Raw genomic sequence first — 23,429 nt, 5'->3', positions numbered from 1 at the left:
CTCGGCCGGTCGAGCCCCACCGCCCGGCGTCGGTCCCCCCAACTCGCGACACCACACCGCCCACCGGGCCCACAGGCAAGATCGGGCTAGAAGCCGCGTTCGCCGTACCAGCCGGCCAGCTTGCCGCGGCGGCTGACCGCGCGCAGCCTGCGCTCGACGGCCTCACGCTGCACGGCCGTCGTCACCACCAGGAGCTGGTCTCCTGATCGCAACCGGGTGGTGTCCGTCGGAACGAACGACCGGTCGCCCCGCACGATCATGGTCACGAGCGTGTTCACGGGCAGGCGGAGCTCGAAGATCTCCACGCCGTGCATCCTCGACCCCGCCGGGACGCGGACCTGGAGCAGATCGGCGTTGAGCTCCTCAAGGGGCGCGGCCTCGACGTCGAGATCGCGGGCCTCGCCCTCCGCGGACAGGTCGAGGATGCGCGCGAGATGGGGCAACGTCGGGCCCTGCAGCACCGTGAAGACGACGACGATGATGAAGACGTCGTTGAACAGCCCCTTGGCGTTGGGCATCCCGGCCGCCCAGGGGATCGTGGCCAGCACGATGGGCACGGCGCCGCGCAGTCCCGCCCACGACAGGAACACCTGCTCGCGCCAGGAGACGCCGCCGATCCCCACCAGCCGGGCGAGCGCGGCGCACACCACGACCGACACCGGCCGGGCGATCAGCACGAGCACCAGCCCGGACACGATCGCGGGGGTGGCCGCGCCGGGAAGTTCCGTCGGGCTGACGAGGATGCCCAGCATCACGAAGAGCCCGATCTGCGCCAGCCAGGCAGCCCCCTCGGCGAAACCTCTGGTCGCCGCCCGGTGCGGCAGCCGGGAGTTGCCGAGGATCAGCGTCGCGATGTACACGGCGAGGAATCCGCTGGCGTGCAGCAGCGCCGCGCCGCTGTACGCCACGAACGCCAGGGCGAGCACCGCGATGGGATAGAGGCCCGAGGCGGGCAGCGCCACCCGGCGCAGGGCGTAGGCCCCTGCGGGTCCGACCAGGAGTCCCACCGCCGCTCCGACCACGAGCTCGTAGAGGGTCTCGACCAGTACGGACGACAGGTGCGGCATCGGCGCGGTCGCGATGCTCAGCATCATGACGACGATGACCGTGGGCGCGTCGTTGAAGCCCGACTCGGCCTCGAGGATGCCGGCCAGGCGAGGCGGCAGGGGCAGGCGGCGCAGGACGGAGAAGACCGCCGCCGCGTCGGTCGAGGCGAGGACCGCGCCGAGCAGCAGCGCGAACCGCCAGTCCATGCCGAGCAGCGCGTGGACGGCCACCGCCAGCGCGACGATGCTGACCGCGATGCCGACCGTCGCGAGGACCAGCGCCAGGGGTACCGCGGTGCGGACGTGGTTCCAGTTGGTGGTCAGGCCGCCCTCGGCGAGGATGACGGCCAGGGCGATGAGACCGAGTTGCTGGGCCAGTTCGGCGTTCTCGAAACGGACGCCGACCAGGCCGGACTCCCCGAGAAGCAGGCCGATGCCGAGGTAGACCAGCAGGCTGGGCAGGCCGGTGCGGTGAGCGATTCTGACGGAGGCGATTGCCGCGATGACGACGGCGGCGGACAGGAGAAGCCAGACGTTCAGTCCCACCCGCCCCCCCTTCTCGCGTCAGGCCGATCTTTTCACATTTGCACCAACTCAATGATTCCAGCGGGGAGGGCGCAGAACCGTACACGCTGGTCATGCGGTTCGGCCGGGACGCCGTCGACCAGTTCGCCGTCGTGGAGCAGGGCGACCGTCGGCACGTTGGGTCCCACACGGGCGAGCGCGCGATCGTAGAAACCCCGGCCCCTGCCGAGCCGTACTCCTGTCGACCTGTCCACCGCCAGCGCCGGCACCAGGACGAGACCCGCCGTACGGATCGTGTCCACCCCGCGGCGGGTGTCCACCGGCTCCATGATCCCCAGCGGTCCCGGCGCGAGGGAGTCAGGCCCGTCGTAGACCGCCCAGTCGAGATCGCCGTCCGGGCGTTGCACCGGAAGGATCACGGTCGTGCCGTGCTTCCACAAAGCGAAGATCAATCCGTGCGTCGACGGTTCGCTGCCGAACGACCAGTAGCAGGCGACGAGGCCCGCCATCTGCACCCAGGGCTGGTCGAGGAGCGCCTCACGCACCGCGGCCGAGGACTTCCTGAGGGTCTCTTCGCTGAGTTCGGCCCGGCTGCGCATGATCCGCTGACGCAGGTTCGCCTTGTCCATAGCCTGCTCCGTTAGTGTTCACCCATGGCTGACTTCGATCCTGTGACCAAAGCCGTAGTGCCGGCCGCGGGTCTCGGAACCCGGTTCCTCCCCGCGACCAAGGCGACCCCCAAGGAAATGCTGCCGATTGTCGACAAGCCGGCAATCCAATATGTCGTTGAGGAGGCCGTCTCCGCCGGACTGCTCGACGTCCTGATGGTGACCGGCCGCAACAAGCGCTCCATCGAGGATCATTTCGACGTAGCGTACGAGCTTGAGGACGCCCTGCGCGCCAAGGGCGACGAGGAGCGGCTGTCCCAGGTCCAGGAGCTCGTCGATCTCGCGACCATGCACTACGTACGGCAGGGCGAACCGAAGGGGCTCGGCCACGCCGTCCTGTGCGCCAAGCAGCACGTCGGCGACGAGCCGTTCGCCTGTCTTCTCGGCGACGACCTCATCGACCCGCGCGACCCGCTGCTGAAGCGGATGATCGAGGTGCGCGCCACCTACGGCGGCAGCGTCATCGCCCTCATGGAGGTCCCGAGGGAGCAGGTCTCCCTGTACGGCGCGGCCGCGATCGTGCCGACGGGCGAGGACGACGTCGTGCGCGTCACCGACCTCGTGGAGAAGCCGCCCGCGGACGAGGCCCCGTCCAACTGGGCGATCATCGGCCGGTATGTGATCGACCCCGCGGTGTTCGAGGTGCTGGAGAACACGCCGCCCGGGCGCGGCGGGGAGATCCAGCTGACCGACGCCCTGCGGACACTGGCCTCGCTGCCCTCCGACGAGGGCGGCCCCGTCCACGGCGTGCTGTTCCGCGGCCGCCGCTACGACACGGGCAACAAGCTCGACTATCTACGCACCGTCGTCCAGTTCGCCGCGAACCGCGACGACCTGGCGCCCGAGTTCCTGCCCTGGCTGCGGGAGTTCCTCGACCAGGCCGGATCCTAGAGTCATGAAGCCCGTCGACCGTCACCTCGCCGACATCCTCAGCACCGTCCGGCCCCTCGCGCCGTTGGAGGTCGAACTGGAGCGGGCGCTCGGCTGCGTGCTGGCCGAGGACGTCTCCTCGCCGGTGCCCCTGCCGCCGTTCGACAACTCCGCCATGGACGGCTACGCCGTACGAGCCGAGGACGTCGCGGCCGCGCCGGTGTCGCTGCCGGTGATCGAGGACATCCCCGCGGGCGACGCCGAGTTGCGGGCCATCGGGCCGGGCCTGGTCACCAGGATCATGACGGGCGCGCCGCTCCCGGCCGGCGCGGACGCCGTCGTCCCGGTGGAGTGGACCGACGGAGGCACCACCCGGGTCACGATCCACAAGCCGGCGAGCGCGGGCCACGCGGTCCGGCGGGCCGGCGAGGACGTGCAGGGCGGAGTCGTCGTGCTCAGCGAGGGGGCCAGGATCGGCGCGGCCCAACTGGGCATCCTGGCGGGCGTCGGACGGCGGCGCGTGCTGGTACGGCCCCGGCCACGTGTCGTCGTGTTGTCCACCGGGACCGAGCTGGCCGAGCCCGGCACGCCGCTGGGGCACGGGCAGATCTGGGAGTCCAACAGCTTCATGTTGTCGGCCGCCGTACGGGAGGCCGGGGCGGAGGGCTTCCGGGCAGGAGCGGTGACCGACGACCCGCAGGTCTTCCTCGACAGGCTCGACGCCCAGCTCGTGCGGGCCGACGCGGTGATCACCAGCGGCGGCGTCTCGATGGGCGCCTACGAGCCCGTCAAGGAGGCTCTGTCGCCGCTGGGGACGGTCGCCTTCGAGAAGGTGGCGATGCAGCCCGGCATGCCCCAGGGCTTCGGCGTGATCGGGCCGGACGCCGTGCCGATCTTCGCCCTGCCCGGGAACCCGGTCTCGTCGTTCGTGTCCTTCGTCCTGTTCGTACGGCCCGCGCTGCGCAGGATGCAGGGGCTCCCGGCGGGTGCGCCGGAGACCGTGCGTGCGACCACCACCGCCGCGTTGCGCTCGCCGGCGGGCAGGCGGTCCTATCTGAGGGGCGTGTTGTCCGGCACGACGGTGGACACCGTCCGGGGCCAGGGGTCGCACCAGCTCGCGGCGCTGGCCTCCGCGAACGCGCTCGTCATCGTGCCAGAAGACGTGACGGAGCTCCCCGCGGGAGCCGAGGTGGAGGTGATCCCGCTGTGAACGGTCTGACGCACATCGACGAATCCGGCGCCGCCAGAATGGTCGACGTCTCGGCCAAGGACGTCAGCGTCCGTACGGCCACCGCGTCCGGGCGGGTCACGCTGTCGCCCGAGGCGGTGGCCGCGCTGCGTGTGGGCGACGTCCCGAAGGGCGACGCGCTGGGCGTGGCCAGGATCGCGGGGATCATGGGTGCCAAGCGCACGCCCGACCTGGTGCCACTGTGCCACCCCATCGCTCTTCACGGCGTCGAGGTGGAGTTGTCCGTCGTCGACACCGGCGTCGAGATCACCGCCCGGGTCCGAACGGCGGACAGGACCGGCGTCGAGATGGAGGCGCTGACCTCCGTCACCGTCGCCGCGCTCGCGCTGATCGACATGGTCAAGGCAGTCGATCCGGCCGCCGTCATCGGCGACGTCCGGGTCGAGGAGAAGACCGGCGGCAAGACCGGGGTCTGGACCCGGGACTGACCGAACGTGGGAGGGACACGGCTTTGCGCGCTTTGGTGATCACCGTCTCCAACAGGGTCTCCGCTGGGGTCTATCAGGACAAGTCGGGCGCCCTGCTGGCCGCCCTGCTCGCCGAGGCCGGATGCGACCCCGTCGACGGGCCGCACGTCGTCCCGGACGGCGAACCCGTGGAAGCGGCGCTGCGGGCGGGCGTCGCCGAGGGGTACGACGTCATCGTCTCGACGGGCGGAACCGGCGTGACCCCGCAGGATCTCACGCCCGAGTTCACCCGCCGCGTCCTCGACCGGGAGATCCCCGGGATCGCCGAGGCCGTACGGCAGGTGAACAGGGAGAGGGTCCCGACCTCGATCCTCTCCCGGGGGCTCGCCGGGCAGGCGGGCTCGACGTTGGTCGTCAACCTGCCCGGTTCGACAGGCGGAGTCCGGGACGGAATGGCCGTCCTCGGCCCGATTCTCGGTCACATCGTCGACCAGATTCACGGCGGTGACCATGGGGCGTGAGGGAGACTGAGCCTCGCGTGGCGCGTTGACCGTCCTCAGGTGGATGATTGACTAATGGATCGACTTCGCGGCTGGCCGGCCATCCTGGCGGAGGGGCCAATCGAGCTCCGGCCGCTGCGCATGCGTGACGTCAGAGACTGGCGGGAGACGCGACTGCGCAACGCCGACTGGCTGCGCCCGTGGGAGCCGAGCAACCCCGAGACGCCCCTGTTCAGGACGGGCCTCGGGCCGTACGTCTCGATGGTCGGCACCCTTCGCCGTGAGGCCCGCCAGGGGCTCGCGCTGCCGTGGGTGGTCACCTACGAGGGCAGGTTCGCCGGACAGCTCACCGTCGGCGCGGTCGTCTGGGGCTCAGCCCGCTCGGCCCAGGTGGGGTACTGGATCGACGGCGCCCTCGCCGGCCGGGGCATCATCCCCACCGCTCTGGCCATGGCCGTGGACCACTGCTTCTTCACCACCGGGTTGCATCGCCTGGAGGCAAACATTCGGCCAGAGAACCACGCCAGCCGCAGGGTGGTCGAGAAACTGGGCTTCCGGGAGGAGGGGGTTCGCAGGCGCCAGCTCCACATCGACGGTGCGTGGCGTGATCACATCTGCTACGCGCTGACGGTGGAGGACGCGCCGGGCGGCCTTCTGGTCCAGTGGCGCCGGACGATGGAGGCATCCAACGCACGGCGGAGCGAGCCCAGCCCGGGTTAGCTCAAACGATCTCCGGGAAGGTGCGCTCGGGATCGAATTACATGAACAGCTTTGACGATCTCGCGACACACCGACCCGAATGCTCGTCAATCAGTGACACACCGTCTTACGGTGCGTGACGTGAGCACATCTCCGACGACTCGAGTCCCCGGATGTGTTCGCCATGCCTGGAGGTGGCCGGATGGGTAGCGCCCTCCTCTACCTCGCCATCGTCGTGATGTGGCTCAGCGTCCTGCTGCCGATGTGGCTGCGCAGGGACCGGCACGTCGAGATCTACGACGACGTGCAGGCCGAAGCCGACACGATCGTCGAGGCCCCGATTCCGGACCGCTCCAATGACGAGCCGGCTCCGGTTGCCGAGCCTTCCGCGGTTTCCGGGCCTTCCGTGGTTTCCGGGCCTTCCGTGGTTTCCGGGTCGTCCGACGCCGCGGCGGAGGTCGACACCGCAGGGGCCGAGGCTCCCGCTCCGGTACGGCCGCGCCGTACGGACACGCAGCGGCGCGCGAGCATCGTCGCCCGGCGGCGTCGGCGCCTGCTGTGGAGCATCCTGCTCGTGCTCGCGTCCGTGGTGACGGCGGCCGTCCGAGTGATGCCCTGGTGGGGGGTCGCCCCCTCCGGCGTGCTGCTCCTGGGCTACCTCGCCGTGCTCCGCGTCGCCGTCAAGGCCGACGCCGAGCAGCAGGAAAGGGCCGCGCGGGCCCGGGCGGAGCATCTGCGCAGGGTGGAGGAGCACCGCCGGGCCATGGAGGAGATGGCCCGCGAGGCGGAGATCATCCAACTCGAGGCCCGCAGGCGCAGCACGGTCTTCGACCAGTACGCCGATGGCCGCCGTGCGGTCGGAGACTGATCCGGGTGGCGCGAAGAGCCCCAAGAGTTTGCTAATCTAGTCGAGTCATTGGGGCTATAGCGCAGTCCGGTAGCGCACTTCGTTCGCATCGAAGGGGTCTGGGGTTCAAATCCCCATAGCTCCACCATGACGAAAGGCCCGCCAGGGGAAACGCCTGGCGGGCCTTTTCGCTGCTCAGGGGCTGTTCAGGAAGTCTCGGGCCGATCTTCCTCCGCAGTGAACCGATGCCTCTTGCGTCGGCCCTGTGGCCTCTGTGGTCAGCGAAGACTGCGGGAGCCCGTACGGGATGATTCTTCCCGGGTGGTAATCGGAGGGCTGTAGAGGTCATTACCAGGTGTGGACGATTCCGAAGCGCAACTCACCGCGCTGTACAAGGGGCACTACCGCAGTGTGCTCAGCTACGTGCTGCTGCGAGCTGAACAACAGACGGCCGAGGAGATCGCCAGCGAGACCTTCCTGATCGCTTGGCGGAAACTCGACCGCGTGCCGGAGCCGCCGTTGCCGTGGTTGCTCGGCGTGGCCCGGAACTTGGTGCGGACGCAACGCCGATCCCTGTCGCGCAGGCAGACCCTGGTTGAGCGGCTCGCCGAAATTGCCCCGGCCGCCGATGTGGCCGAGCAGGTTGCCGAACGGCAGGCGGCGCTGAACGTACTCGCGGACCTGTCCGAGCGTGATGCCGAGGCCGTCCTCTTGGCCAGTTGGTATGGCCTCGGGCCAGACGAGGCCGCCAAGATCGCAGGCTGCTCGGCTCGCACGTTTAACGTCCGCCTGTACCGCGCCCGTCGCCGCCTGGCCGACGCGCTCGACCTCACCCGCCTCACGTTTCAGGAGCAGTCATGAACGACCTCGACGACCTGGTTACGTCCCTGCGCCCCGACACAGATGATGCCTACCAGCGCCGCTTCGAGTCCGACCTCGTCCGCGCCTTCGCCACTCCTCGCCGGCGTTCGTTCTCCCTTCGGCTGCGGTTTGTGGCCGTAGCCGTCCCTGTGGTGCTCGCCAGTGTCGTGGCTGCAGTCGTGTTGGCGCCGCCCGCCCCTTCAGGCGATCACAGCGTTAGCGCGGCGAGCCTGCAACAGATGCTTCTGGTAGGCACGGAAGAACCAGTGATCACTGTTTTCCTGTGCAAGCAGGATGACCCGTGGCCCGCGTGCGGAGGCAAAACAGAGGATCCGACTGGGGGCGGCACGGCCATCACCGATCAGGAGAAAGAGAACGTCGAGAAGGCGCTGACCACGATGCCAGGGGTGGAGAATGTCGCTTTTGAGGACAAAGCTGTCCTGTATGACAGATTTCGAAATAATGTCCTGAAGAGTGGCGAGCACTCGGAATTGCTTGGAGTGATCAAGATGGGCGACATGTCTGAATCGCTCCGGATCATCATGAAGCCCGGCGCGGACTGGGGTCCAGTGATCGAGACGGCGAGAGGTATGCCCGGGGTCGCCAACGTTGTCGACCAGAGATGCGACTCTTCATGCTAGAAGGCGCGAGACGATTGAGGTCTTCACCATTGGAGACTGGGCGGCAGCATGTATACCCTGTGGGTGATCTCACGGACTGGGTGGAGCTCAAGCCAGCGGAGGAAGAGCTTGCCAAAGCCGAGATGGTTCGGGCCGCCCGCGAATGGCTGGCGTTGAACCCTCGCGACAGCGATGCTGTAGGCAGGTACTTCGATCACTGGCTATACGACATCTTCGGCCACGATCAGTCGTACCTTCACCGCGCGCGGTCGCGGCAGACGGAATGACCAGCCAGCGCGCTCTTTGCGCGACAAACTGCGCGGCAACGCCAACGGACGACGCTGGACAGTGGCGGAAGACGGTGGACGCTCGACGCAGTCAGCACCGACCCGTTGATCTGCGCCGGCGCCCTGACCCGGGGTTCGCATCGAAGGGCATGAGACGGCGGCTTAGGTGGCGTCTCACCTTGTACTCAAGCGCCCGCTGATGCCGCGTGCAGGGTTCTTCGCGGAATTGACAAAACAATGAAACGCCCGCCCTCCCGACCGAAGGAAGGAGGGCGGGCGTCGGATGATCCCGCAAAGGATATCCCCGCGTGCTCGGCGTATCGATCGAAAACAGGGCAATCCAAAAGATGAGGCGGCGCTAGCGCTAGTCGTCTAGAAACCCGCTGCCGCCGCGTTCTCTGCCGCTGCTGATGCCGCCGACTCCGCATTCCCTACGGCTGTTTCCGCCTTCGTGGGCTTCTTTTGCAGCTGTGGGACGTACCTTTCCACAACGGGGTTGCCCTGGGCGGCGTTCTTCAGCGCCCCTTCCGCCACAGGGTTGACCTGGGCAGAAGCAGCATGCTGCGCCGCAATCGATACGAACGCCGCCGAGACGGCAATGAAGCCCATGCGTGTGAAGTTTCGCATTGCTGACCTTTCTTGACGTAGCTGGTTACTCATTAGGGGATACCCAGCCGTTTTTGTCGAATACTCCGACTCGCCCATATATGGCCGCTTTTCTGTTTCAAGATGACCATGAGTTGAGGATGTCCGAATTGTCATGCAGAGAGGGTAAAGCCCGCCGGGTTGGACCAAACGAAGCGGGCACGCGGGCTCGTACATCGGCTGACGCTTGGCACCGAGCAGGGCACCGAATGCCCGGGGAAGGTACTCATCAAGCTCCGTGCCGCATACCAGATGCTGGGAGAGGCGATTAGGGCAGCGGAATCGCGGAGCGCGGCGCAAGTGCATGGTGCCAGGGTCCGATGAGTGACCAACTGGGTGACAACCACTGCGATCGCCAGCGAGCGGCCGCGAACCACAACGGTCGGTGGGCGTGGGCTGAGCAGCAGAGCTGCGCACCATACGGTCACGTCGAATTGGCTTCGCATCGAAGGGGTCTGGGGTTCAAATCCCCATAGCTCCACCAATGTCAGAGGCCGGTTCCGATCATCGGAACCGGCCTTTCTGATGTTCTGAGTGACTACGGAGACCGTCGCCGGGGACCCGCCGTGATTCAGGAGCACCTTTTCCTGCTGAGATCTTCTGCGCCTCTCAGGGGTCCGGCACCCGCCTGATGACTTGGTACGAACCTGGGGTGCCCAGGGCGAGGCTGATAATTTCTCGCCATGGACACGATCATCCGGCACGGACGGGTCGAGGATATCGAGGCGCTCCTCGCCTTCTGGCGCGTGGCCGCCGAAGGGACCGATCGACAGGACGATTCCGCCAAGCTGGGCGCGCTCATCGAGCGTGATCCCGAGGCCGTCCTCATCGCCGAGGTCGACGGGGAGATGGTCGGCACGCTGATCGCCGGCTGGGACGGCTGGCGGGCCCACCTCTACCGACTGGCCGTGGACCCCGCCCGCCGGAGGCAGGGAATCGGAACCGCCCTGCTCCGGGCGGCCGAGGAGCGCTTCGCGGCCTTCGGCGCGTTCCGGGCCGACGCAATGGTCCTGCTGGACAACGAACTGGCCCATCATGTCTGGGGCGCCGCGGGCTACGTGTCCCAGCCTCAGTGGTCTCGTTGGGTCAAGCCTCTGACGTGAGATTCACCATGTGAGAGCCCGGCTCACCTGGGTGACCAACTAAGCGACGACCGCTGGGGGACATCAGCGAGCGGTCAGGATCGCGCCGGCGATGACACCGAAGAGATGATCGGCGCGTGGTGTGAGAGACGGTTGGTCGCTGAGCCATGCCAGTGCCCCGACCAGCGCAAACAGATCAGTGCCATCGATGTCGGTCCGTGCCGTGCCCGCGGCCTGCGCGCGGGCGAGGAGCCGGGTTCCTGCCGCGCGCATCGTGACGCACGAAGCATGGAGTGCGGACTCGGTGTCTTCGATGGCGGCCATCATCAGCGTCGTGACGCCCCGATACTCATGTGCGTACGCGACGCAGTCGCGCAGCCACGACGCGAGAGCATCCTCGGGCGAGCTTGAGGTTTCGAGTTCGTCCGCCCTTGTCGCGAGTTCATCGAAGCCGGTGCGGAGCAGGACCTCAAGCAGAGCTTCTCGCGTGGGGAAGTGGCGGTACAGCGTGGCGAGCCCGACGCCGGCTTTGCGGGCGATGTCGCGCAGCGATGCGTCGGCGCCTTCCTCGGCCACGACGGCGCTCGCGACCGCGAGTAGCTGGTCGTAGTTCTTCCTGGCGTCAGCTCGCATATGCCCACCTTGACAATCGGAGCAGTGCTCCACATAATCGGAGCACTGCTTCGTTTAAGCATAACCCATCTACGCCGATCAAGAGGAAGCGATGCCGATGAATACGATGAAGGCGATCCGGCTGCACGAGTTCGGTGGTCCTGAGGTGCTGCGTTACGACGATGTGCCGATTCCCGAGCCGAAGCCGGGTGAGGTGCTCGTTCGCGTTCACGCGGTTGGCGTCAATCCCCCCGACTGGTACGTGCGCGAGGGAATGCCCAACGTGCCTCCTGCGATGAGGCCGCCTTTGAGCTTGCCCGCCATTCCGGGGACGGACGTGTCGGGCGTCGTCGCGGCCGTTCCCGCGGACGTGGACGGCTTCTCCGTCGGCGACGAAGTCTTCGGTCTGCTCCGCTTTCCCGGCCTCGAGGGCAGCGCATATGCCGAGTACGTCGCCGCGCCCGCGTCAGACCTCGCCCGCAAGCCGGCTCACGTCGATCACGTGCACGCCGCGGGGGCGCCTATGGCGGGGCTCACCGCGTGGCAGTTCCTGATCGAGCTCGGACACGATCATCCGTCGCCCTTTCAAGCGGCACAACATCGCCCGATGGCACTGAACGCCGAGACGACGGTGCTCGTCAACGGCGCCGCGGGCGGCGTGGGGCACTTCGCGCTACAGCTGGCGAAATGGAAGGGTGCACGCGTCATCGCGGTGGCATCGGGCGTGCAGGAGTCGTTCCTACGCGAACTCGGCGCCGACCAGTTCATCGACTACACCAAGAGCCGTCCCGAGGAAGTCGCACACGGCGTCGATCTCGTTCTCGACACCGTCGGCGGTCTCGGCAGCAGTCGTTTCCTGCGCACGCTCAAGCGCGGCGGCGCGTTGTACCCGGTGTTCGTCGCCGAATACGACCCCGAAGAGGTTGCGAAGCTAGGCGTCACGACCTCGGGCACCCAAGTGCGCTCGAACGGCCCGCAACTCGCAGAACTCGGACGCCTGCTCGGCGCGGGCACGCTTCGCGTCGCCATAGACAGCACGTTTCCGCTTGCGGACGCTCGAAGGGCGCACGAACGAGCCGCCCGTGGCCACATCCAAGGCAAGATCGTGCTCACGGTCGCATGAGGACGAGCCGTTCACGCCTCCGATCGAGAATCGGGCTCGACGGAAGGGCCACCCCCGCAACGACGCCGGGCGACCGCTTCGCCGACGACCGCGCCCCGGCCTTTCGCTCGACAACCGAACGAAGCGAGATTTCGATATGAAGACGACCGCGGCACCCGGCTGGGGGAGCACCTACCTCACCGCAACGCCTGCGGGAGACGTGGATCTCCACCCTGTGGATCAGTTCGCCGTCCAGCAGACGCTGGCGCGCTACGCCTTCGCCTTGGATCAGCAAGATCTGGTGGCGTTGGAGGGCGTCCTGACCGAGGACGCCACCTGGACGTTCACGATCGCCGGTGCGGTCGACCTTGGCCCGTTCGTCGGACGCGCGGCGATCCTCGACTTCGTGCGAGGTGCGATGGACGCGCAGACCGATCAGCAGGGCCCCGGCAACCCATCTCCCTAGGGAGCCGAAACGGAACCCGTCAACATCCACCGCTTCACTGCCACAGCGACACCCAGACCAGGACGACGACGATTGCGGCGATGACCACCAGGAAGATCGACATTAGGATCCAGCTCTTGGACCCGGACTTCCAGAGTTCCCCGTCGATCTCGAGGAGGCGGATGCGGTCGCCCGGCTTCGCGTCGCCGGGGACGTCGTGATGAGAGACGAAACTCTCTTTCAGGATCACCTTTCCATCGTCCGAAGCGAACGACCCCAACCACCCGCCGCTCTTGCCCGAATGGAGCTTGTGCAGGACGAAAGTGCCGGGCCTGCCGTTTCCCTTCGCGGCGGACACAGCATCGGGTAGTGAGCTGAGCAGCACGACGAAGGCCACCAATACGAAACACACGCCCAGGGCCATGGCGGCCACATGGGCGCCGGTCAGTTTGCGGGCCTGACGGCGCCGTGCCTGCTCTTCAGCCTTCTGCAGCGCTCGCTGGTAAGCAGATGTCGACACAGCGTGCCCTCTCCCGAATGTCACGGCAAAGTGGGTCGATACCACGCATACCTATCATGATCGGCATGATGCGGCTGACCGCGTGCTGCCTTTGTGACCGGCGCTGGTTTGCAAGCAGGCAGTGAGGCCGGGGGACCACCGCCACCGGAAAACCCTTTGAGTCTTCCGTCCGCGTTCCCTTAGGGTGCCTGCGGCCCGTCGCCGTGAGGACAGAGGACAAACCGCGTGACCCCGCCTGCTCTTTAGACCTGACACCTTCTTCCGCTCACCTTCAAGCCGACCCTCTCGTCGGCTCTGCCGGGCTGCCCGTGTGCGCCCGGTCCTACAGCGTTCGAGGCCGCGCACAATCGGCCCCGTGTCAGGTCTAGAGAGATCATGTCTTCACAACCTCATACTGTGCTGCCCTGGTTCGTTCGCCGGACCAGGCTCCCTCTGCTGTCGTTGCGGTGCGTGGACTGCCGGTCGGAGTCCGCCACCACCGGCGAGGGCAGGTTCCGCGTCAACGCCAACGGCAAGCTGCTGGACGTGTGGCTGCTGGTCGGCTGCGTGTCCTGCGATCGGACGAGCAAGCTCACCGTGCACGAGCGAGCGCAGGTCAGATCCTTCGATCCGGCCGAGCTCGACGGCTACCACGCCAACGATCCGGCGCTGGTGGCGTCAAAGCTGTTGGATCCGCTGCTCGCCTGCCGCAACCGCTTCACCCTGGACTGGAAGGGGGCCTGGCGGCTGGACACCCCGTCGGCATGGCTCGACGAGGCGTGGCCGGTCCAGGTGGAGGTCGCCTTCGAGGATCCGGTGCCGGTGCGCCCGGAGCGGCTCATCGCGCAGGGGCTCGGCCTCAGCAGGAACGAGGTGCTGCGCCGGATCAAGTGTGACATTTCGCTGCGCCGTCAGACGAGCGCCGGGTTCACGTTCACCGTGATGCCCGGGGACTAGCGGGGATGTAGCCGCGACGCGATCCCCTCAAGCATCTGCGCGTGTCAGAGCCCGGTTCCGATCACGGAACCGGGCTCTTTCGATCTCCCGAGCGACTGCGGCGTGAAGAGATCGTCTGGGGCGCACCGCTTTTCAGCCGCGGGTACGGCGGCGGAACAGCCAGGTGGCGAAGGTGAACGAGCACGTCAGCAGGCCGACGCACCAGGCGAGTGCGATCCAGCCGATGGTGCCGATCGGGGTTCCGGTCAATAGGCCACGGACTGTCTCGATCACCGGGGTGATCGGCTGGTGCTCGCTCACCGCGTGCAGGAACGTCGGCATGGTGTTCGTCGGCACGAATGCGCTGCTGAGGTAGGGCAGGAACAGCATGAGGAAGCTCAACGTGCTGGCCGACTCCACGGACTTCGCGATCACGCCGAGCCCCGCAGCCAGCCAGGACAGCGCGAGCACGTAGAGCAGGAGCAGGCCGGCCACTTGCATCCAGTCGGTGACCGTCGCGTCGGGGCGAAAGCCCATTGCGATGGCGGCGCCGATGACGAGAGTGGTGGACAGCAGGTTCCGGGTGACGCTGGCGACGACGTGTCCGGTGAGGACGGCGGAGCTGCGGATCGGCAACGAGCGCAGCCGGTCGATCATGCCGCTGGTCATGTCGTCCGTGACGGACATCGCGGTGGACGCGGCGCCGTAGCCGGTGCACAGCAGGATGATGCCGGGCACCACGTAGTTGATGTATCGGGTGCCGGTGTTGATGGCCCCGCCGAAGACGTAGACGAACAGCGACATCATCAGCAGCGGCAGGACGATCGACATGACCAGCGTGTCGACGTTGCGGCGGCTGAGCCGGATGCTGCGGCCGATCATGGTGAGGGAGTCGCCCACGGCGTTGCGGGCGCCGCCGTGCACAGCGGTGGTGGTCATGGTCGTGCTCCCTTCGAGAGCCGGGTCAGACCTGGATCGAGGTCCGGTCGGTGGTGGTCAGGGACAGGAACACGTCGTCCAGCGTCGGCTGGTGCGACGACACCTTGACCACCGGAACGCCCGCGAGCCGCAGGTCGTCCAGCACCTTGTGCAGGTGTTCCGCGCTGCCGTCGGACGGGATGCCCAGCACGAGGGGGTCGGTGCCGCGTAGCGCGTCGAGCAGCGCGGCGGCACGGGCCACGTCGGCCACCACCGCGAATCGCAGGTCGAGTCGATCCCCGCCCACTTGGGACTTCAGCGCGTCGGTCGTGCCGGACGCGGCGACCCGGCCACCGTTGATCAGCATGATCCGGTCGGCCAGCCGGTCCGCCTCCTCCAGGTACTGCGTGGTGAGGACGATCGTCGTCCCCGACGAGACCAGGTCCCTGATGGCGTCCCACATCGTTGTCCGGCTGGACGGGTCGAGGCCGGTGGTCGGCTCGTCCAGGAAGATCACTCTCGGCTGCGAGACCAGGCTCATCGCCAGGTCCAGCCGCCGGCGCATGCCGCCGGAGTAGGTCCTCACCCGTCTGTTCATGGCGTCCACCAGGTCGAACCGTTCGAGGAGGTCCGTCGCGCGCCGGCGGGCGGCGGGTCTGCCCATATGCATCAGGCGGCCGATCATGACCAGGTTCTCGCGGCCGGTCTGCTGGTCGTCCAGCGCGACGAACTGACCGGTCATGCTGATCACGCTGCGTACCTTGGCCGCTTCGCGCACGACGTCGTACCCGGCGATCCGCACGCTGCCGAGGTCGGGCCGCAACAGCGTGGTGAGGATGCGGATGGCAGTGGTCTTGCCGGCGCCGTTCGGGCCGAGCAGCGCGAAGACCGTGCCCTCCGCGACGTGCAGGTCCACTCCGTCCAGGACCTTGGTGGAGCCGAAGGCCTTGTGCAGGCCGGTTGCCTCGACGATCATCCTCGCTCCTCAGCTGCGGCAGGATAATTGCGTATGACATACGCTTAAGAGCGTAACTCATACGCATCGGCGTCGGGGAGGGTTGTTTTTAGACTGAGTCCGTACTCGCGACGAGAGAGGCCGGATGACCGACGAGATCGAACTGCCCGGCGAGGTGACTCTGCTCTGGGGGTTGCGGGAGACCGTGCGGCGGGGGCGCAAACCGTCCCTCACGGTCGCCGACATCACGCGGGCCGCGGTCGAGGTGGCGGACGCCGAAGGACTGGCCGCGGTGTCGATGGCCAGGGTCGCGGCCCAACTCGGCAACTCCACGATGGCGCTGTACCGCTACGTGAAGAGCAAGGACGAGTTGCTGCTGCTGATGTCGGACGCAGCCCTGGACGGACCACCGGACCTGCCGGACGGCCTGGACTGGCGGACCGGGCTGACGCTGTGGGCACGGAGCTTGCTGAAGGTGCTGCAACGGCATCCATGGACTGTGCAGATCCCGATCAGCGGTCCGCCGGTCGGACCCAACAACCTCTGGTGGTTCGACCGTGCGCTTCGCGCGTTGGGCGACACCGGTCTCGATGAGGAGGACAAGGTCGGCGTCGTGATGGGCCTGCTGACCTTCGTGCACGGCGAGCTACGGCTGAGCACCGAACTGTCCAAAGGCTACGCGGAGAACCCTGAGGCCTTCGGCCGCCAGTACGGCAAGGCGCTCGCGCGGGTGGTGGACGCGCAGCGGTTTCCCGCGCTCGGCAAGGTGATCGCCGCCGGCGTCTTCGAGGGCGAGGTCCCTTACGACGAGGAGGTCGAGGGGGAGTTCGGGCTGGGCCTGTTCCTGGACGGCGTGGCGGCGTTCATCGAGCGCAGAGCCGCAGGGCAGGGGTAAGGGCTGGAGCCGCCTTGACAAGGCTTGGCTAATGACATTAGTTTAAAGCTAACTTGATTAGCCAAGCTTTGGAGATCGCTGTGACCGAATACCTGACCGTCGACGGCGGCACCCTCGCGTACGAGGTGACCGGCGCGTCCGGGCCGCTCGTCGTGCTCGCCCACGGCATGGGTGACAGCCGCGAGGCGTACCGCTTCGTCACGCCGGCCCTGGTGGCGGAGGGATACCGGGTCGCCGCCGTGGACCTGCGCGGCTGCGGCGAGTCCAGCGTGGGGTGGGCGTCCTACACGCGTTCGGATATCGCGGATGACCTGATCGCCTTGGTGAACCACCTGGGTGGCCCCGCGGTCCTGGTCGGCCATTCCATCTCGGGCGGCGCCGCCACGATCGCCGCGGCGAAGGCCCCGTCGCTGATCACCGCGGTGGTCGAGTTGGCGCCGTTCACCCGCAAGCAGCAGATCGCGCTCGGTGATCTGCGGGTGGCCCGCTTCCGCCGCGGCATGTTCCGACTGCTCGGCACCGGTCTGTTCGGCAGCGTCCGGCTCTGGAAGCAGTATCTGGAGATCGCGTACCCCGGGCCGAAGCCTGTGGATTGGAACGCGCGCCTCGACCGGATCGACGCGATGCTGCGCGAGCCGGGCCGGATGAAGGCCATGCAGTTGATGGGCCGGTCCGCTCCCGTGGACGCCGGCGCCCAACTGGGCAACGTCCGCTGCCCCGTGCTGGTCGTGCAGGGCACGCTCGACCCCGACTGGGCTTCGCCGCAGGCCGAGGGTGAGGCCATCGTGGCCGCGCTACCGTCCGGGCTGGGACGCCTTGAGATGATTCCCGGCGCGGGCCACTACCCGCACGTCCAGTTCCCCTCGCAGGTGGTCACCATGATGTTGTCGTTCCTGGGATCCGTACATGCCTAGGGCCGGTCTCGACCCGGCCGCGGTCGTCGCGGCCGGCGCGGCGCTCGCCGACGAGGTCGGCCTCGCGGGGTTGACCATGGGCCGCCTGGCCGAGCGGGTCGGCGTGCGGACGCCGTCCCTCTACAAACACATCGACTCCCTGGACGCCCTCCAACGTGGCATCTCCCTCCAGGCCAAACGCGAACTCGGGGATGCGCTGGCCCGGGCGGCCGTCGGCCGGTCCGGCCCGGACGCGGTCCGCGCGATCGCCGACGCCTACCGGCGATGGGTCCTCGACCACCCCGGCCGCTACGCCGCCACCGTCCGCGCACCCGCGGCCGATGACGAGGAGGACCGCCGTGTCAGCGACGAGGCCCTGCAGATCATCCTCGACGCCCTCGCCGGTTTCGGACTACACGGCGCCCACGCCATCGACGCCGCCCGCACACTGCGATCGGCGTTCCACGGCTTCGCCGACCTCGAAGCCGCCGGCGGGTTCGGACTGCCCCGTGAGGTCACCCGCAGCTACCGCTTTCTCGTCGAGTCCCTGATCACGGGTCTGCAGGCCGACCACTCCTCGTCCCCGGAGGACTGACATGACCACCGTTCACCCACTGATGGACACGCCGAAACCACCCGCTGACGGTGAGGGCCCGGCCCCGATGGTGCCCGACGCCGCCGGTACGCCAGGCGTGGTCACGGGACGACCACTGACCTGGCTGCGGATCGAAGGTCTTGCCGTCGCCGGGGCCGCTCTCGTCGTCTTCGCCACCGCCGGGCAGCCCTGGTGGCTGATCCCGGCACTGTTCCTCGTCCCCGACCTGTCCTGGTTCGCCTACCTCGCAGGCCCGCGGGTGGGTGCCTGGACCTACAACCTCACGCACACCGCGCCACTGCCGCTGGCACTGCTCGCCGCAGGAGCCGGATGGCACATCGGCGCGCTCACCGTCGCCGGGGCCATCGGCCTGTTCCACCTCGGCCTCGACCGCCTCTTGAAGTACGGCGTGAAGTACGACCACAGCTTCGGCATCACGCACCTGGGCGTGCACGGCGACCACTGACCGGCCGGCGCGACGACCGAGCCTCGCCCCGCATGGTCGCGACGCAGTTCTTTCTGATTGGACGAGCTGTCCGAGGTTGTCATATACGCCTCAAGTCGGTCGGCATTCGGCGCTAAGTTCCGCACATGCTGTTATCGGCCCCGAGTCCATCGCCGCTGCCTACGGTCACGGTGACGCACACCGTGATCATCCCCACGTCAGGCCCCACACCCGTGATCTCGGGACCCAGCATCAGCGACGTCGCCGCCATCGGCGGGCTGATCGGATTGGTCATCTCCCTCGCCATGCTCGCCTGGCAGACCAGGGCGGTCGCCCGGCAGACGAAGATCAGTAACGCCCTGGCGGGTACCACGGCGAGCCAGCAGGTAAGCAGCATGCGCGAGATCTACGCCGTCTTCATAGACCACCCCGAACTTCGGCCCTACTTCTACGACGGGAAGCCCTGCCCGGGACGGGAATCTCGCCGAGCCCGTGTTCTGGCTGTCGCTGAAATGTTCGCCGACGCCATGGAGGGCAACCTCATCACCAGCCGGCTCATCGCCAAGAGCGAATCCCACGACGACTGGATCGCCTACTGCTGCGAGATGGTCGCGAACAGCCCTGCCCTTGCCGGTCTCATTCGAGATCACCCCGAATGGTGGCCGCGAACCGTTGAGGCGCTGTCTCGGCAACGGGGGTCGGGCTAGCTTCGACCGGTAGGGCGGGGCTCAGTCGGAATACTTGAACACGGGGTTGGTGAAGCCGCCGGTGGAGGTCCAGACGAGCGTGCTCTCGACCACTGTGGACCTGCTGACGAAGGTGGCCTTCCTGCCGTCATCGGTTATTTCGGCGTGCTCCCAGCCGTCGAAGCTCCTGGTGAGATGGTGATCCCATTTGCGTAGGCCCCCCAGGCCCACCGCGGCGATGGACTCCGTCGGCGGCTCGCCGTCCGCGCAGTAGCGGCCGAAGTTCGCGATCGCCGTGACCGTGTCACCCCTGGCCTGGAGCTTGATGCTCTGACAGGCGTCGGTCTTCGTGCCGTAGATCAGGCGTGGCGTCGTCCATTTCCCGGATTTCGGGTTGTAGTGCTGCTCGAAGAGCCCTTCACCCAGCCGGTAGTGCATCGCCACCCGGCGACCGTCCGCGAGGCTTACTTCTCCCTCGAACCACCGGGGATCCGATCCCTCGATGTTGCTCTTACGCGGTTCGTCGTCGCCCTGTGGTGACGGGTTCGGCGTGGGTGCGCGATCCTGCGCGGGCGCGGTGACGGTCGCCTGCGGGACCGGTCGTTCCTGGCCGCATGCCAGCGCGGTCGCGATCAGCATCGCGCAGGCCAGCATCCGTGTTCCCGCTGTGCGCATTGCTTCTCCCTGTGGTCCGGCCCTGCCCTCAATAACGTAAGCACCGCGCACGCCCGAACCGGAAGAAATCGGAAGGTGCGCGTTGTGAAGTCACACCGCCACGCGGCCTTGTGGAGCAATGAAATGCGATATCGGCCGATATTGAGGCCCTGCAACACGACGGCAAACGAAAAGGCCTGTCACGAATGCAGGGCCGGATCGGGTTCGCCGGATCCCCGGCAGAGTTCGGCCAGCGCGTCCGCGGAAGGGCTGCCTGGGGCGGCCTGGAAGGTGATCAGTTGCTGGCCGGGGGCGCCGACGACGGCGAACATGTCGCAGTTGAGCGCGAGTTCCCCGACGAGGTCGTGGCGGAAGCTCCTGATGCGGGGGCTGCTTTCGGCCTCCACGTCGTACCGCGCCCACAGACGGCGGAACTCGCCGCTCTGGTCGCACAGTTCGTCCACCAGTTCGCTCACGTGGGGGTCGTTGAGATCGCTGCCGACGCCGGCTCGAACGTGCGCGACCTTCTTGCGTGCGGTGGGCGCCCAGTCGCAGTAGAACTCCCGCGCGGCGGGATTGAGGAAGAGCGCGCGCAGCAGGTTGTCGCCCACCTTCAGGTCGGTGTGCAGTCCTTGCCGGTAGAAGGCCTGGGCCCGCGGGTTGATGGCCAGCAGGTCCCGGCATCGGTTGATCACGAGGGCGGGCGTGTCGGACCAGCCGCGCATCAGCCGGAGCAGGGGCAGGCTGACCTGCGTCATGGCGTCGGCTGTCAGGGTGCCTGCCGGAATGTGCGGCCACTGGTCGGCCTGTGAATCGGCCGTGCCGGTCCCTGTGCCGGCCTGTGTGTCGGTCCGCGCGTCCGCGCGCGCCAACGCGTAAAGGTGCGCCGTGGCGTCCGGACCGAGGGCGAACACACCCGCCAGGGCGCCGAGCACCTGATCGGACGGGCGGCGTTCGCGCCCCTGCTCGAGGCGGGTGTAGTAGTCGGTGCTGACGCTGGCCAGCGTCGCCACCTCGTCGCGCCGCAGCCCGGGTGTCCGGCGTACTCCGACGTCCAGCAGCCCGACCTGGGCAGGAGTGGTGACGGCCCGCCGGGCGCGAAGAAACTCACCGAGGAGCGTTTGCCTGGCCATGTGTGCACCATATCTGCCTCTATGTCGGATATGGATAGGTCTAAAACTACTACTCACGTCGCTGGTCGCCCATCTCAACAGCTACAGCTGTCGAGGGTTCCATCGAACTCGGCAGGGCCACGTTCGACGATTCCTCGGGGCCTGCGACGGCCTCCAAGGCTTGGCCATCGAAGCGAAGGTGAGGTGATCACGCAGCCGCGCTGCCCGTCAGCCGGTGCGGTCGAGGTGGGCGCCGTTGCCGTACGACTCACGTGCCTCGAGCAGTTCGTCCCAATGTTCCTCTGCCCAAGCGCAGGCGACCGCCATCGGTTCGAGCATGCTGCGGCCGAGTGAAGTCAACTCGTACTCGACATGCGGGGTGGCCTGCGCGTAGACGGTGCGCCTGACCAGGCCGTCGCGTTCGAGCGACCGCAGCGACTGGGTGAGGACCTTGGGAGTGACCCGGCTCAGCGGCACACGCAGCTCGGAGAATCGGCGCGGACCGTATTCGAGGCAGCGGATGATGAGCGCCGCCCATTTGTCGCCGAATCGAATCGGATTGAGCGAGGAGGGACACAATTCGTCGAACATGTCGGCGGACAGGGGCTCCCTCATGGCCTCACGATAGCCGGTATCCCTGTGGTAACCGCAGCCACCGATAGCGTCCGCGAAGTGCCCGAGCATTCGGACTCCGGCCCTGGTGAAAGGTGGCCAATCATGAACATCGTGGTCTTCGGCGCGGGTGGCCGCGCAGGTCGGCAGGCCGTCGCCGAGGCGCACCGGCGTGGCCACCAGGTCACCTCTGTGGTGCGCGATCCCGCAGGCCACAGCGACCTGCCCGGCGTCCGGGTGGTACAGGGCGACGTCACGGACGAAGTGAGCATCGAGCACGCGGCCGCAGGGCATGACGCCGTCATCACTGCTGCCGTCGACCTGTCCGTGCCGCCGCACGACTTCTTCACCATGTCGGTGCGTGCCCTGGCCACCGGTCTGGGGAAGGCGGGTGTGCGGCGCCTGGTCGCGGCCGGCCTGGCGTCCATCATGCCGGGGCCGTCGGGCGTTCCCCTGATGGACGAGCCCGGCTATCCGAACGAATACCGCGCCTTCTACCTCGGTCACGCGGCGGGACTCGACGCCCTTCGGTCCTGCGACCTTGACTGGGCATATGTCGCGCCGGCGGGCGACTTCAACCATGACGGCGCGCGCACCGGCCGATACCGGATCGCTGAGCACGGAGACCCGGCCAGCCGGATCACCTATGCGGACTTCGCGATCGCGCTCGTCGACGAAATCGAGACTCCTCGCAGCCGCCGCGCCGCCGTCAGCATTCGGGAGGCGTGATGCCCGCGTCGGCAGGGCCGAGAAGATCAGGAAGAGGACGCCGTTGCCCAGCAGGTATAGGCAGACGACGAAGACCGGCGGGCCTGTCCGGCCCCGCCGCTCATGTGACCTGGCGATTCACTGCGTCGCGGCGATCCGCAGGGCGTCGAACTGCTTCAGCAGGTCGCGGTCACCGGATACGCGCACGGACGCGTCGTCGCCCCGGTTCCAGAGCCACAGCAGGAGCGGGACCGCGTCACCGCTCACCAGGGCCTCTCCGTCGAAGCCGGTGGCCGAGTCCTTCACGTCCACGTGTCCGGGCTGCGCGCCGCGGCCCCCCACAGCCGTGAGCGTCCAGGCGTGGTGACTCATGGACACGGCGATCGGCCGCTCGTCCGGCGCGTCGAGCAGCGTGCCGAAGTCGTCCAGCCAGCGGGTGCTCCCGTAGCCGAGGAAGAGCTTCAGCACCTCGTCGATCCCGTCGAAGGCGAGATCGTCGGGAATCGGGGAGACCGGAAGCCCTGCCGCGAGCTCGGCGTCGACGCGATGGATCACCGTCTCCTGAGCCATGCGGCGGATCCAGAAGCCTACGGTCTGGTCGGGCTCGTGCCAGGTGGCCGCGGGATCGGCGGGAGAGTGCGCGGAGAACTGCCCGATCAGGGCCTCGTAGGTTCTGTCCAGGGAGACGACGGGATCGGCGTCGAGCACGCCGGGGGGCCACTCGTCGGGAAACGCTCCGAGCCGGATGCACTCGGCCTTGTGCAGATAGACCTTCGCCACGTGGTCCGCGAGGTCGCCCACGGACCAGTCGGGGCAGGAGGGCACGCGGGCCGACGGATCGGCGCCGACGACGGCCGAGCGCAGTAGGGCGAAGTCGTTCTTGAGGCAGCTCAGAAGCCGGGAGGATTCCATCCGCCCATCCAACCAGCCGTTCCCGGAATCCTGAATCGGGTTTCCCTCGGGCGGACGCGCTTCGCGCCTTCGCTCGGCGGAGACCCGGCAACCTGCCGGCCACAAGAACGCAAACTGGCGTGCCGACTTCCCAGGTCAGATGTG

Annotated in this window: 30 protein-coding genes and 1 tRNA gene; 20 read left to right on the top strand and 11 right to left on the bottom strand. The window is 67.7% G+C overall.

Going from position 1 to position 23,429, the window contains the following annotated elements; translation table 11 throughout:
- Positions 1 to 86: 86 nt before the first annotated feature.
- A complete protein-coding gene (locus tag Pka01_RS15165) occupies positions 87 to 1,592 on the bottom strand; it encodes a potassium/proton antiporter (protein WP_203883383.1) in 1,506 nt (501 codons plus the stop codon).
- Positions 1,593 to 1,624: 32 nt separating this feature from the next.
- Positions 1,625 to 2,200: a 5-formyltetrahydrofolate cyclo-ligase gene (locus Pka01_RS15160; RefSeq protein WP_203883382.1), complete on the bottom strand. Its 576-nt coding sequence runs from the start codon at positions 2,198 to 2,200 to the stop codon at positions 1,625 to 1,627.
- Between the two features lie 24 nt (positions 2,201 to 2,224).
- Between Pka01_RS15160 and galU the strand changes: the two genes are divergently transcribed.
- The 10 genes from galU to Pka01_RS15110 all read left to right on the top strand — a co-directional run bounded on the left by galU (position 2,225) and on the right by Pka01_RS15110 (position 8,579).
- Positions 2,225 to 3,130: a UTP--glucose-1-phosphate uridylyltransferase GalU gene (gene galU, locus Pka01_RS15155; protein WP_203883381.1), complete on the top strand. Its 906-nt coding sequence runs from the start codon at positions 2,225 to 2,227 to the stop codon at positions 3,128 to 3,130.
- Between the two features lie 4 nt (positions 3,131 to 3,134).
- A complete protein-coding gene (gene glp / locus Pka01_RS15150) occupies positions 3,135 to 4,319 on the top strand; it encodes a molybdotransferase-like divisome protein Glp (RefSeq protein ID WP_203883380.1) in 1,185 nt (394 codons plus the stop codon).
- Positions 4,316 to 4,786, top strand: coding sequence for a cyclic pyranopterin monophosphate synthase MoaC (gene moaC / locus Pka01_RS15145; protein WP_203883379.1), 471 nt, complete (start codon positions 4,316 to 4,318; stop codon positions 4,784 to 4,786). Before glp ends, moaC begins: the two co-directional genes overlap by 4 nt.
- A 23-nt stretch (positions 4,787 to 4,809) precedes the next feature.
- Complete coding sequence (locus Pka01_RS15140; protein WP_203883378.1) at positions 4,810 to 5,286, top strand: MogA/MoaB family molybdenum cofactor biosynthesis protein; 477 nt, start codon at positions 4,810 to 4,812, stop codon at positions 5,284 to 5,286.
- A gap of 54 nt (positions 5,287 to 5,340) precedes the next feature.
- Positions 5,341 to 5,985 (top strand): GNAT family N-acetyltransferase, encoded by a 645-nt coding sequence (locus Pka01_RS15135; RefSeq protein ID WP_203883377.1) that lies wholly within the window; start codon positions 5,341 to 5,343, stop codon positions 5,983 to 5,985.
- Positions 5,986 to 6,166: 181 nt separating this feature from the next.
- Positions 6,167 to 6,832 carry a divisome protein SepX/GlpR gene (gene sepX, locus Pka01_RS15130; RefSeq protein WP_203883376.1) on the top strand — a complete coding sequence of 222 codons (666 nt, stop codon included), beginning with the start codon at positions 6,167 to 6,169 and terminating at the stop codon, positions 6,830 to 6,832.
- 50 nt (positions 6,833 to 6,882) lie between these two features.
- A tRNA-Ala gene (locus Pka01_RS15125) sits at positions 6,883 to 6,959 on the top strand.
- 209 nt (positions 6,960 to 7,168) lie between these two features.
- Positions 7,169 to 7,672, top strand: a complete 504-nt coding sequence (locus tag Pka01_RS15120) for an RNA polymerase sigma factor (protein ID WP_203883375.1) — start codon at positions 7,169 to 7,171, stop codon at positions 7,670 to 7,672.
- Positions 7,669 to 8,313 carry a permease-like cell division protein FtsX gene (locus Pka01_RS15115; protein ID WP_203883374.1) on the top strand — a complete coding sequence of 215 codons (645 nt, stop codon included), beginning with the start codon at positions 7,669 to 7,671 and terminating at the stop codon, positions 8,311 to 8,313. Before Pka01_RS15120 ends, Pka01_RS15115 begins: the two co-directional genes overlap by 4 nt.
- Positions 8,314 to 8,372: 59 nt before the next feature.
- On the top strand, positions 8,373 to 8,579 hold the full coding sequence (locus tag Pka01_RS15110; protein ID WP_203883373.1) for a hypothetical protein: 207 nt from the start codon (positions 8,373 to 8,375) through the stop codon (positions 8,577 to 8,579).
- A 372-nt stretch (positions 8,580 to 8,951) separates the two neighbouring features.
- Here the strand turns inward: Pka01_RS15110 and Pka01_RS15105 are convergent, their stop codons facing one another.
- A complete protein-coding gene (locus Pka01_RS15105) occupies positions 8,952 to 9,341 on the bottom strand; it encodes a hypothetical protein (RefSeq protein ID WP_203883372.1) in 390 nt (129 codons plus the stop codon).
- A 566-nt stretch (positions 9,342 to 9,907) separates the two neighbouring features.
- Between Pka01_RS15105 and Pka01_RS15100 the strand changes: the two genes are divergently transcribed.
- Positions 9,908 to 10,327, top strand: coding sequence for a GNAT family N-acetyltransferase (locus Pka01_RS15100; protein WP_203883371.1), 420 nt, complete (start codon positions 9,908 to 9,910; stop codon positions 10,325 to 10,327).
- A 63-nt stretch (positions 10,328 to 10,390) separates the two neighbouring features.
- Here Pka01_RS15100 and Pka01_RS15095 read toward each other — a convergent pair whose 3' ends face one another.
- Positions 10,391 to 10,939, bottom strand: a complete 549-nt coding sequence (locus tag Pka01_RS15095) for a TetR/AcrR family transcriptional regulator (protein WP_203883370.1) — start codon at positions 10,937 to 10,939, stop codon at positions 10,391 to 10,393.
- Between the two features lie 97 nt (positions 10,940 to 11,036).
- On the opposite strand from Pka01_RS15095, the gene Pka01_RS15090 reads away from it, so the two are divergent.
- Positions 11,037 to 12,041: an NADP-dependent oxidoreductase gene (locus Pka01_RS15090; RefSeq protein WP_239115003.1), complete on the top strand. Its 1,005-nt coding sequence runs from the start codon at positions 11,037 to 11,039 to the stop codon at positions 12,039 to 12,041.
- A 136-nt stretch (positions 12,042 to 12,177) separates the two neighbouring features.
- Positions 12,178 to 12,486 carry a nuclear transport factor 2 family protein gene (locus Pka01_RS15085; RefSeq protein WP_203883368.1) on the top strand — a complete coding sequence of 103 codons (309 nt, stop codon included), beginning with the start codon at positions 12,178 to 12,180 and terminating at the stop codon, positions 12,484 to 12,486.
- Positions 12,487 to 12,520: 34 nt separating this feature from the next.
- Here the strand turns inward: Pka01_RS15085 and Pka01_RS15080 are convergent, their stop codons facing one another.
- Complete coding sequence (locus Pka01_RS15080) at positions 12,521 to 12,985, bottom strand: hypothetical protein (RefSeq protein ID WP_203883367.1); 465 nt, start codon at positions 12,983 to 12,985, stop codon at positions 12,521 to 12,523.
- A 396-nt stretch (positions 12,986 to 13,381) separates the two neighbouring features.
- Between Pka01_RS15080 and Pka01_RS15075 the strand changes: the two genes are divergently transcribed.
- Positions 13,382 to 13,921, top strand: coding sequence for a DUF1062 domain-containing protein (locus Pka01_RS15075; protein ID WP_239115002.1), 540 nt, complete (start codon positions 13,382 to 13,384; stop codon positions 13,919 to 13,921).
- Between the two features lie 132 nt (positions 13,922 to 14,053).
- Here Pka01_RS15075 and Pka01_RS15070 read toward each other — a convergent pair whose 3' ends face one another.
- Together Pka01_RS15070 and Pka01_RS15065 are read right to left on the bottom strand one after the other, a co-directional pair.
- Entirely contained in the window at positions 14,054 to 14,839 is a 786-nt protein-coding gene (locus Pka01_RS15070) for an ABC transporter permease (protein WP_239115001.1), read from the bottom strand.
- 25 nt (positions 14,840 to 14,864) lie between these two features.
- Positions 14,865 to 15,794, bottom strand: coding sequence for an ATP-binding cassette domain-containing protein (locus Pka01_RS15065; protein ID WP_203883365.1), 930 nt, complete (start codon positions 15,792 to 15,794; stop codon positions 14,865 to 14,867).
- A gap of 124 nt (positions 15,795 to 15,918) precedes the next feature.
- Here Pka01_RS15065 and Pka01_RS15060 point away from each other — a divergent pair, with 124 nt between their 5' ends.
- The 5 genes from Pka01_RS15060 (at position 15,919) to Pka01_RS15040 (ending at position 19,308) form a co-directional block, all read left to right on the top strand.
- The gene (locus tag Pka01_RS15060; RefSeq protein ID WP_203883364.1) at positions 15,919 to 16,668 is read left to right on the top strand and encodes a TetR/AcrR family transcriptional regulator; all 750 of its coding nucleotides are present in this window, start codon (positions 15,919 to 15,921) and stop codon (positions 16,666 to 16,668) included.
- Positions 16,669 to 16,748: 80 nt separating this feature from the next.
- Entirely contained in the window at positions 16,749 to 17,582 is an 834-nt protein-coding gene (locus Pka01_RS15055; RefSeq protein ID WP_203883363.1) for an alpha/beta fold hydrolase, read from the top strand.
- Complete coding sequence (locus tag Pka01_RS15050) at positions 17,575 to 18,156, top strand: TetR/AcrR family transcriptional regulator (RefSeq protein WP_203883362.1); 582 nt, start codon at positions 17,575 to 17,577, stop codon at positions 18,154 to 18,156. Before Pka01_RS15055 ends, Pka01_RS15050 begins: the two co-directional genes overlap by 8 nt.
- Position 18,157: 1 nt before the next feature.
- Positions 18,158 to 18,622: a DUF4260 domain-containing protein gene (locus Pka01_RS15045; RefSeq protein ID WP_203883361.1), complete on the top strand. Its 465-nt coding sequence runs from the start codon at positions 18,158 to 18,160 to the stop codon at positions 18,620 to 18,622.
- A gap of 170 nt (positions 18,623 to 18,792) precedes the next feature.
- On the top strand, positions 18,793 to 19,308 hold the full coding sequence (locus Pka01_RS15040; protein WP_203883360.1) for a hypothetical protein: 516 nt from the start codon (positions 18,793 to 18,795) through the stop codon (positions 19,306 to 19,308).
- 21 nt (positions 19,309 to 19,329) lie between these two features.
- Here Pka01_RS15040 and Pka01_RS15035 read toward each other — a convergent pair whose 3' ends face one another.
- From Pka01_RS15035 to Pka01_RS15025, 3 genes are all read right to left on the bottom strand, one after another.
- Entirely contained in the window at positions 19,330 to 19,962 is a 633-nt protein-coding gene (locus tag Pka01_RS15035; RefSeq protein ID WP_203883359.1) for a hypothetical protein, read from the bottom strand.
- Between the two features lie 179 nt (positions 19,963 to 20,141).
- Positions 20,142 to 21,074, bottom strand: coding sequence for a helix-turn-helix transcriptional regulator (locus Pka01_RS15030; protein ID WP_203883358.1), 933 nt, complete (start codon positions 21,072 to 21,074; stop codon positions 20,142 to 20,144).
- A 207-nt stretch (positions 21,075 to 21,281) separates the two neighbouring features.
- Positions 21,282 to 21,668, bottom strand: a complete 387-nt coding sequence (locus Pka01_RS15025) for a winged helix-turn-helix transcriptional regulator (protein WP_203883357.1) — start codon at positions 21,666 to 21,668, stop codon at positions 21,282 to 21,284.
- A 102-nt stretch (positions 21,669 to 21,770) separates the two neighbouring features.
- Between Pka01_RS15025 and Pka01_RS15020 the strand changes: the two genes are divergently transcribed.
- Positions 21,771 to 22,394, top strand: a complete 624-nt coding sequence (locus Pka01_RS15020; RefSeq protein WP_239115000.1) for an NAD(P)-dependent oxidoreductase — start codon at positions 21,771 to 21,773, stop codon at positions 22,392 to 22,394.
- Between the two features lie 117 nt (positions 22,395 to 22,511).
- Here the strand turns inward: Pka01_RS15020 and Pka01_RS15015 are convergent, their stop codons facing one another.
- Positions 22,512 to 23,285: a maleylpyruvate isomerase family mycothiol-dependent enzyme gene (locus Pka01_RS15015; protein ID WP_203883356.1), complete on the bottom strand. Its 774-nt coding sequence runs from the start codon at positions 23,283 to 23,285 to the stop codon at positions 22,512 to 22,514.
- Positions 23,286 to 23,429 lie beyond the last annotated feature (144 nt).

Origin of the sequence: Planotetraspora kaengkrachanensis, from assembly GCF_016862895.1 — a bacterium.
GTDB lineage: Bacteria > Actinomycetota > Actinomycetes > Streptosporangiales > Streptosporangiaceae > Planotetraspora > Planotetraspora kaengkrachanensis.
The sequence above is the reverse complement of the archived record's forward strand: the minus strand, read 5'-3'. Positions and strand labels throughout refer to the sequence as shown.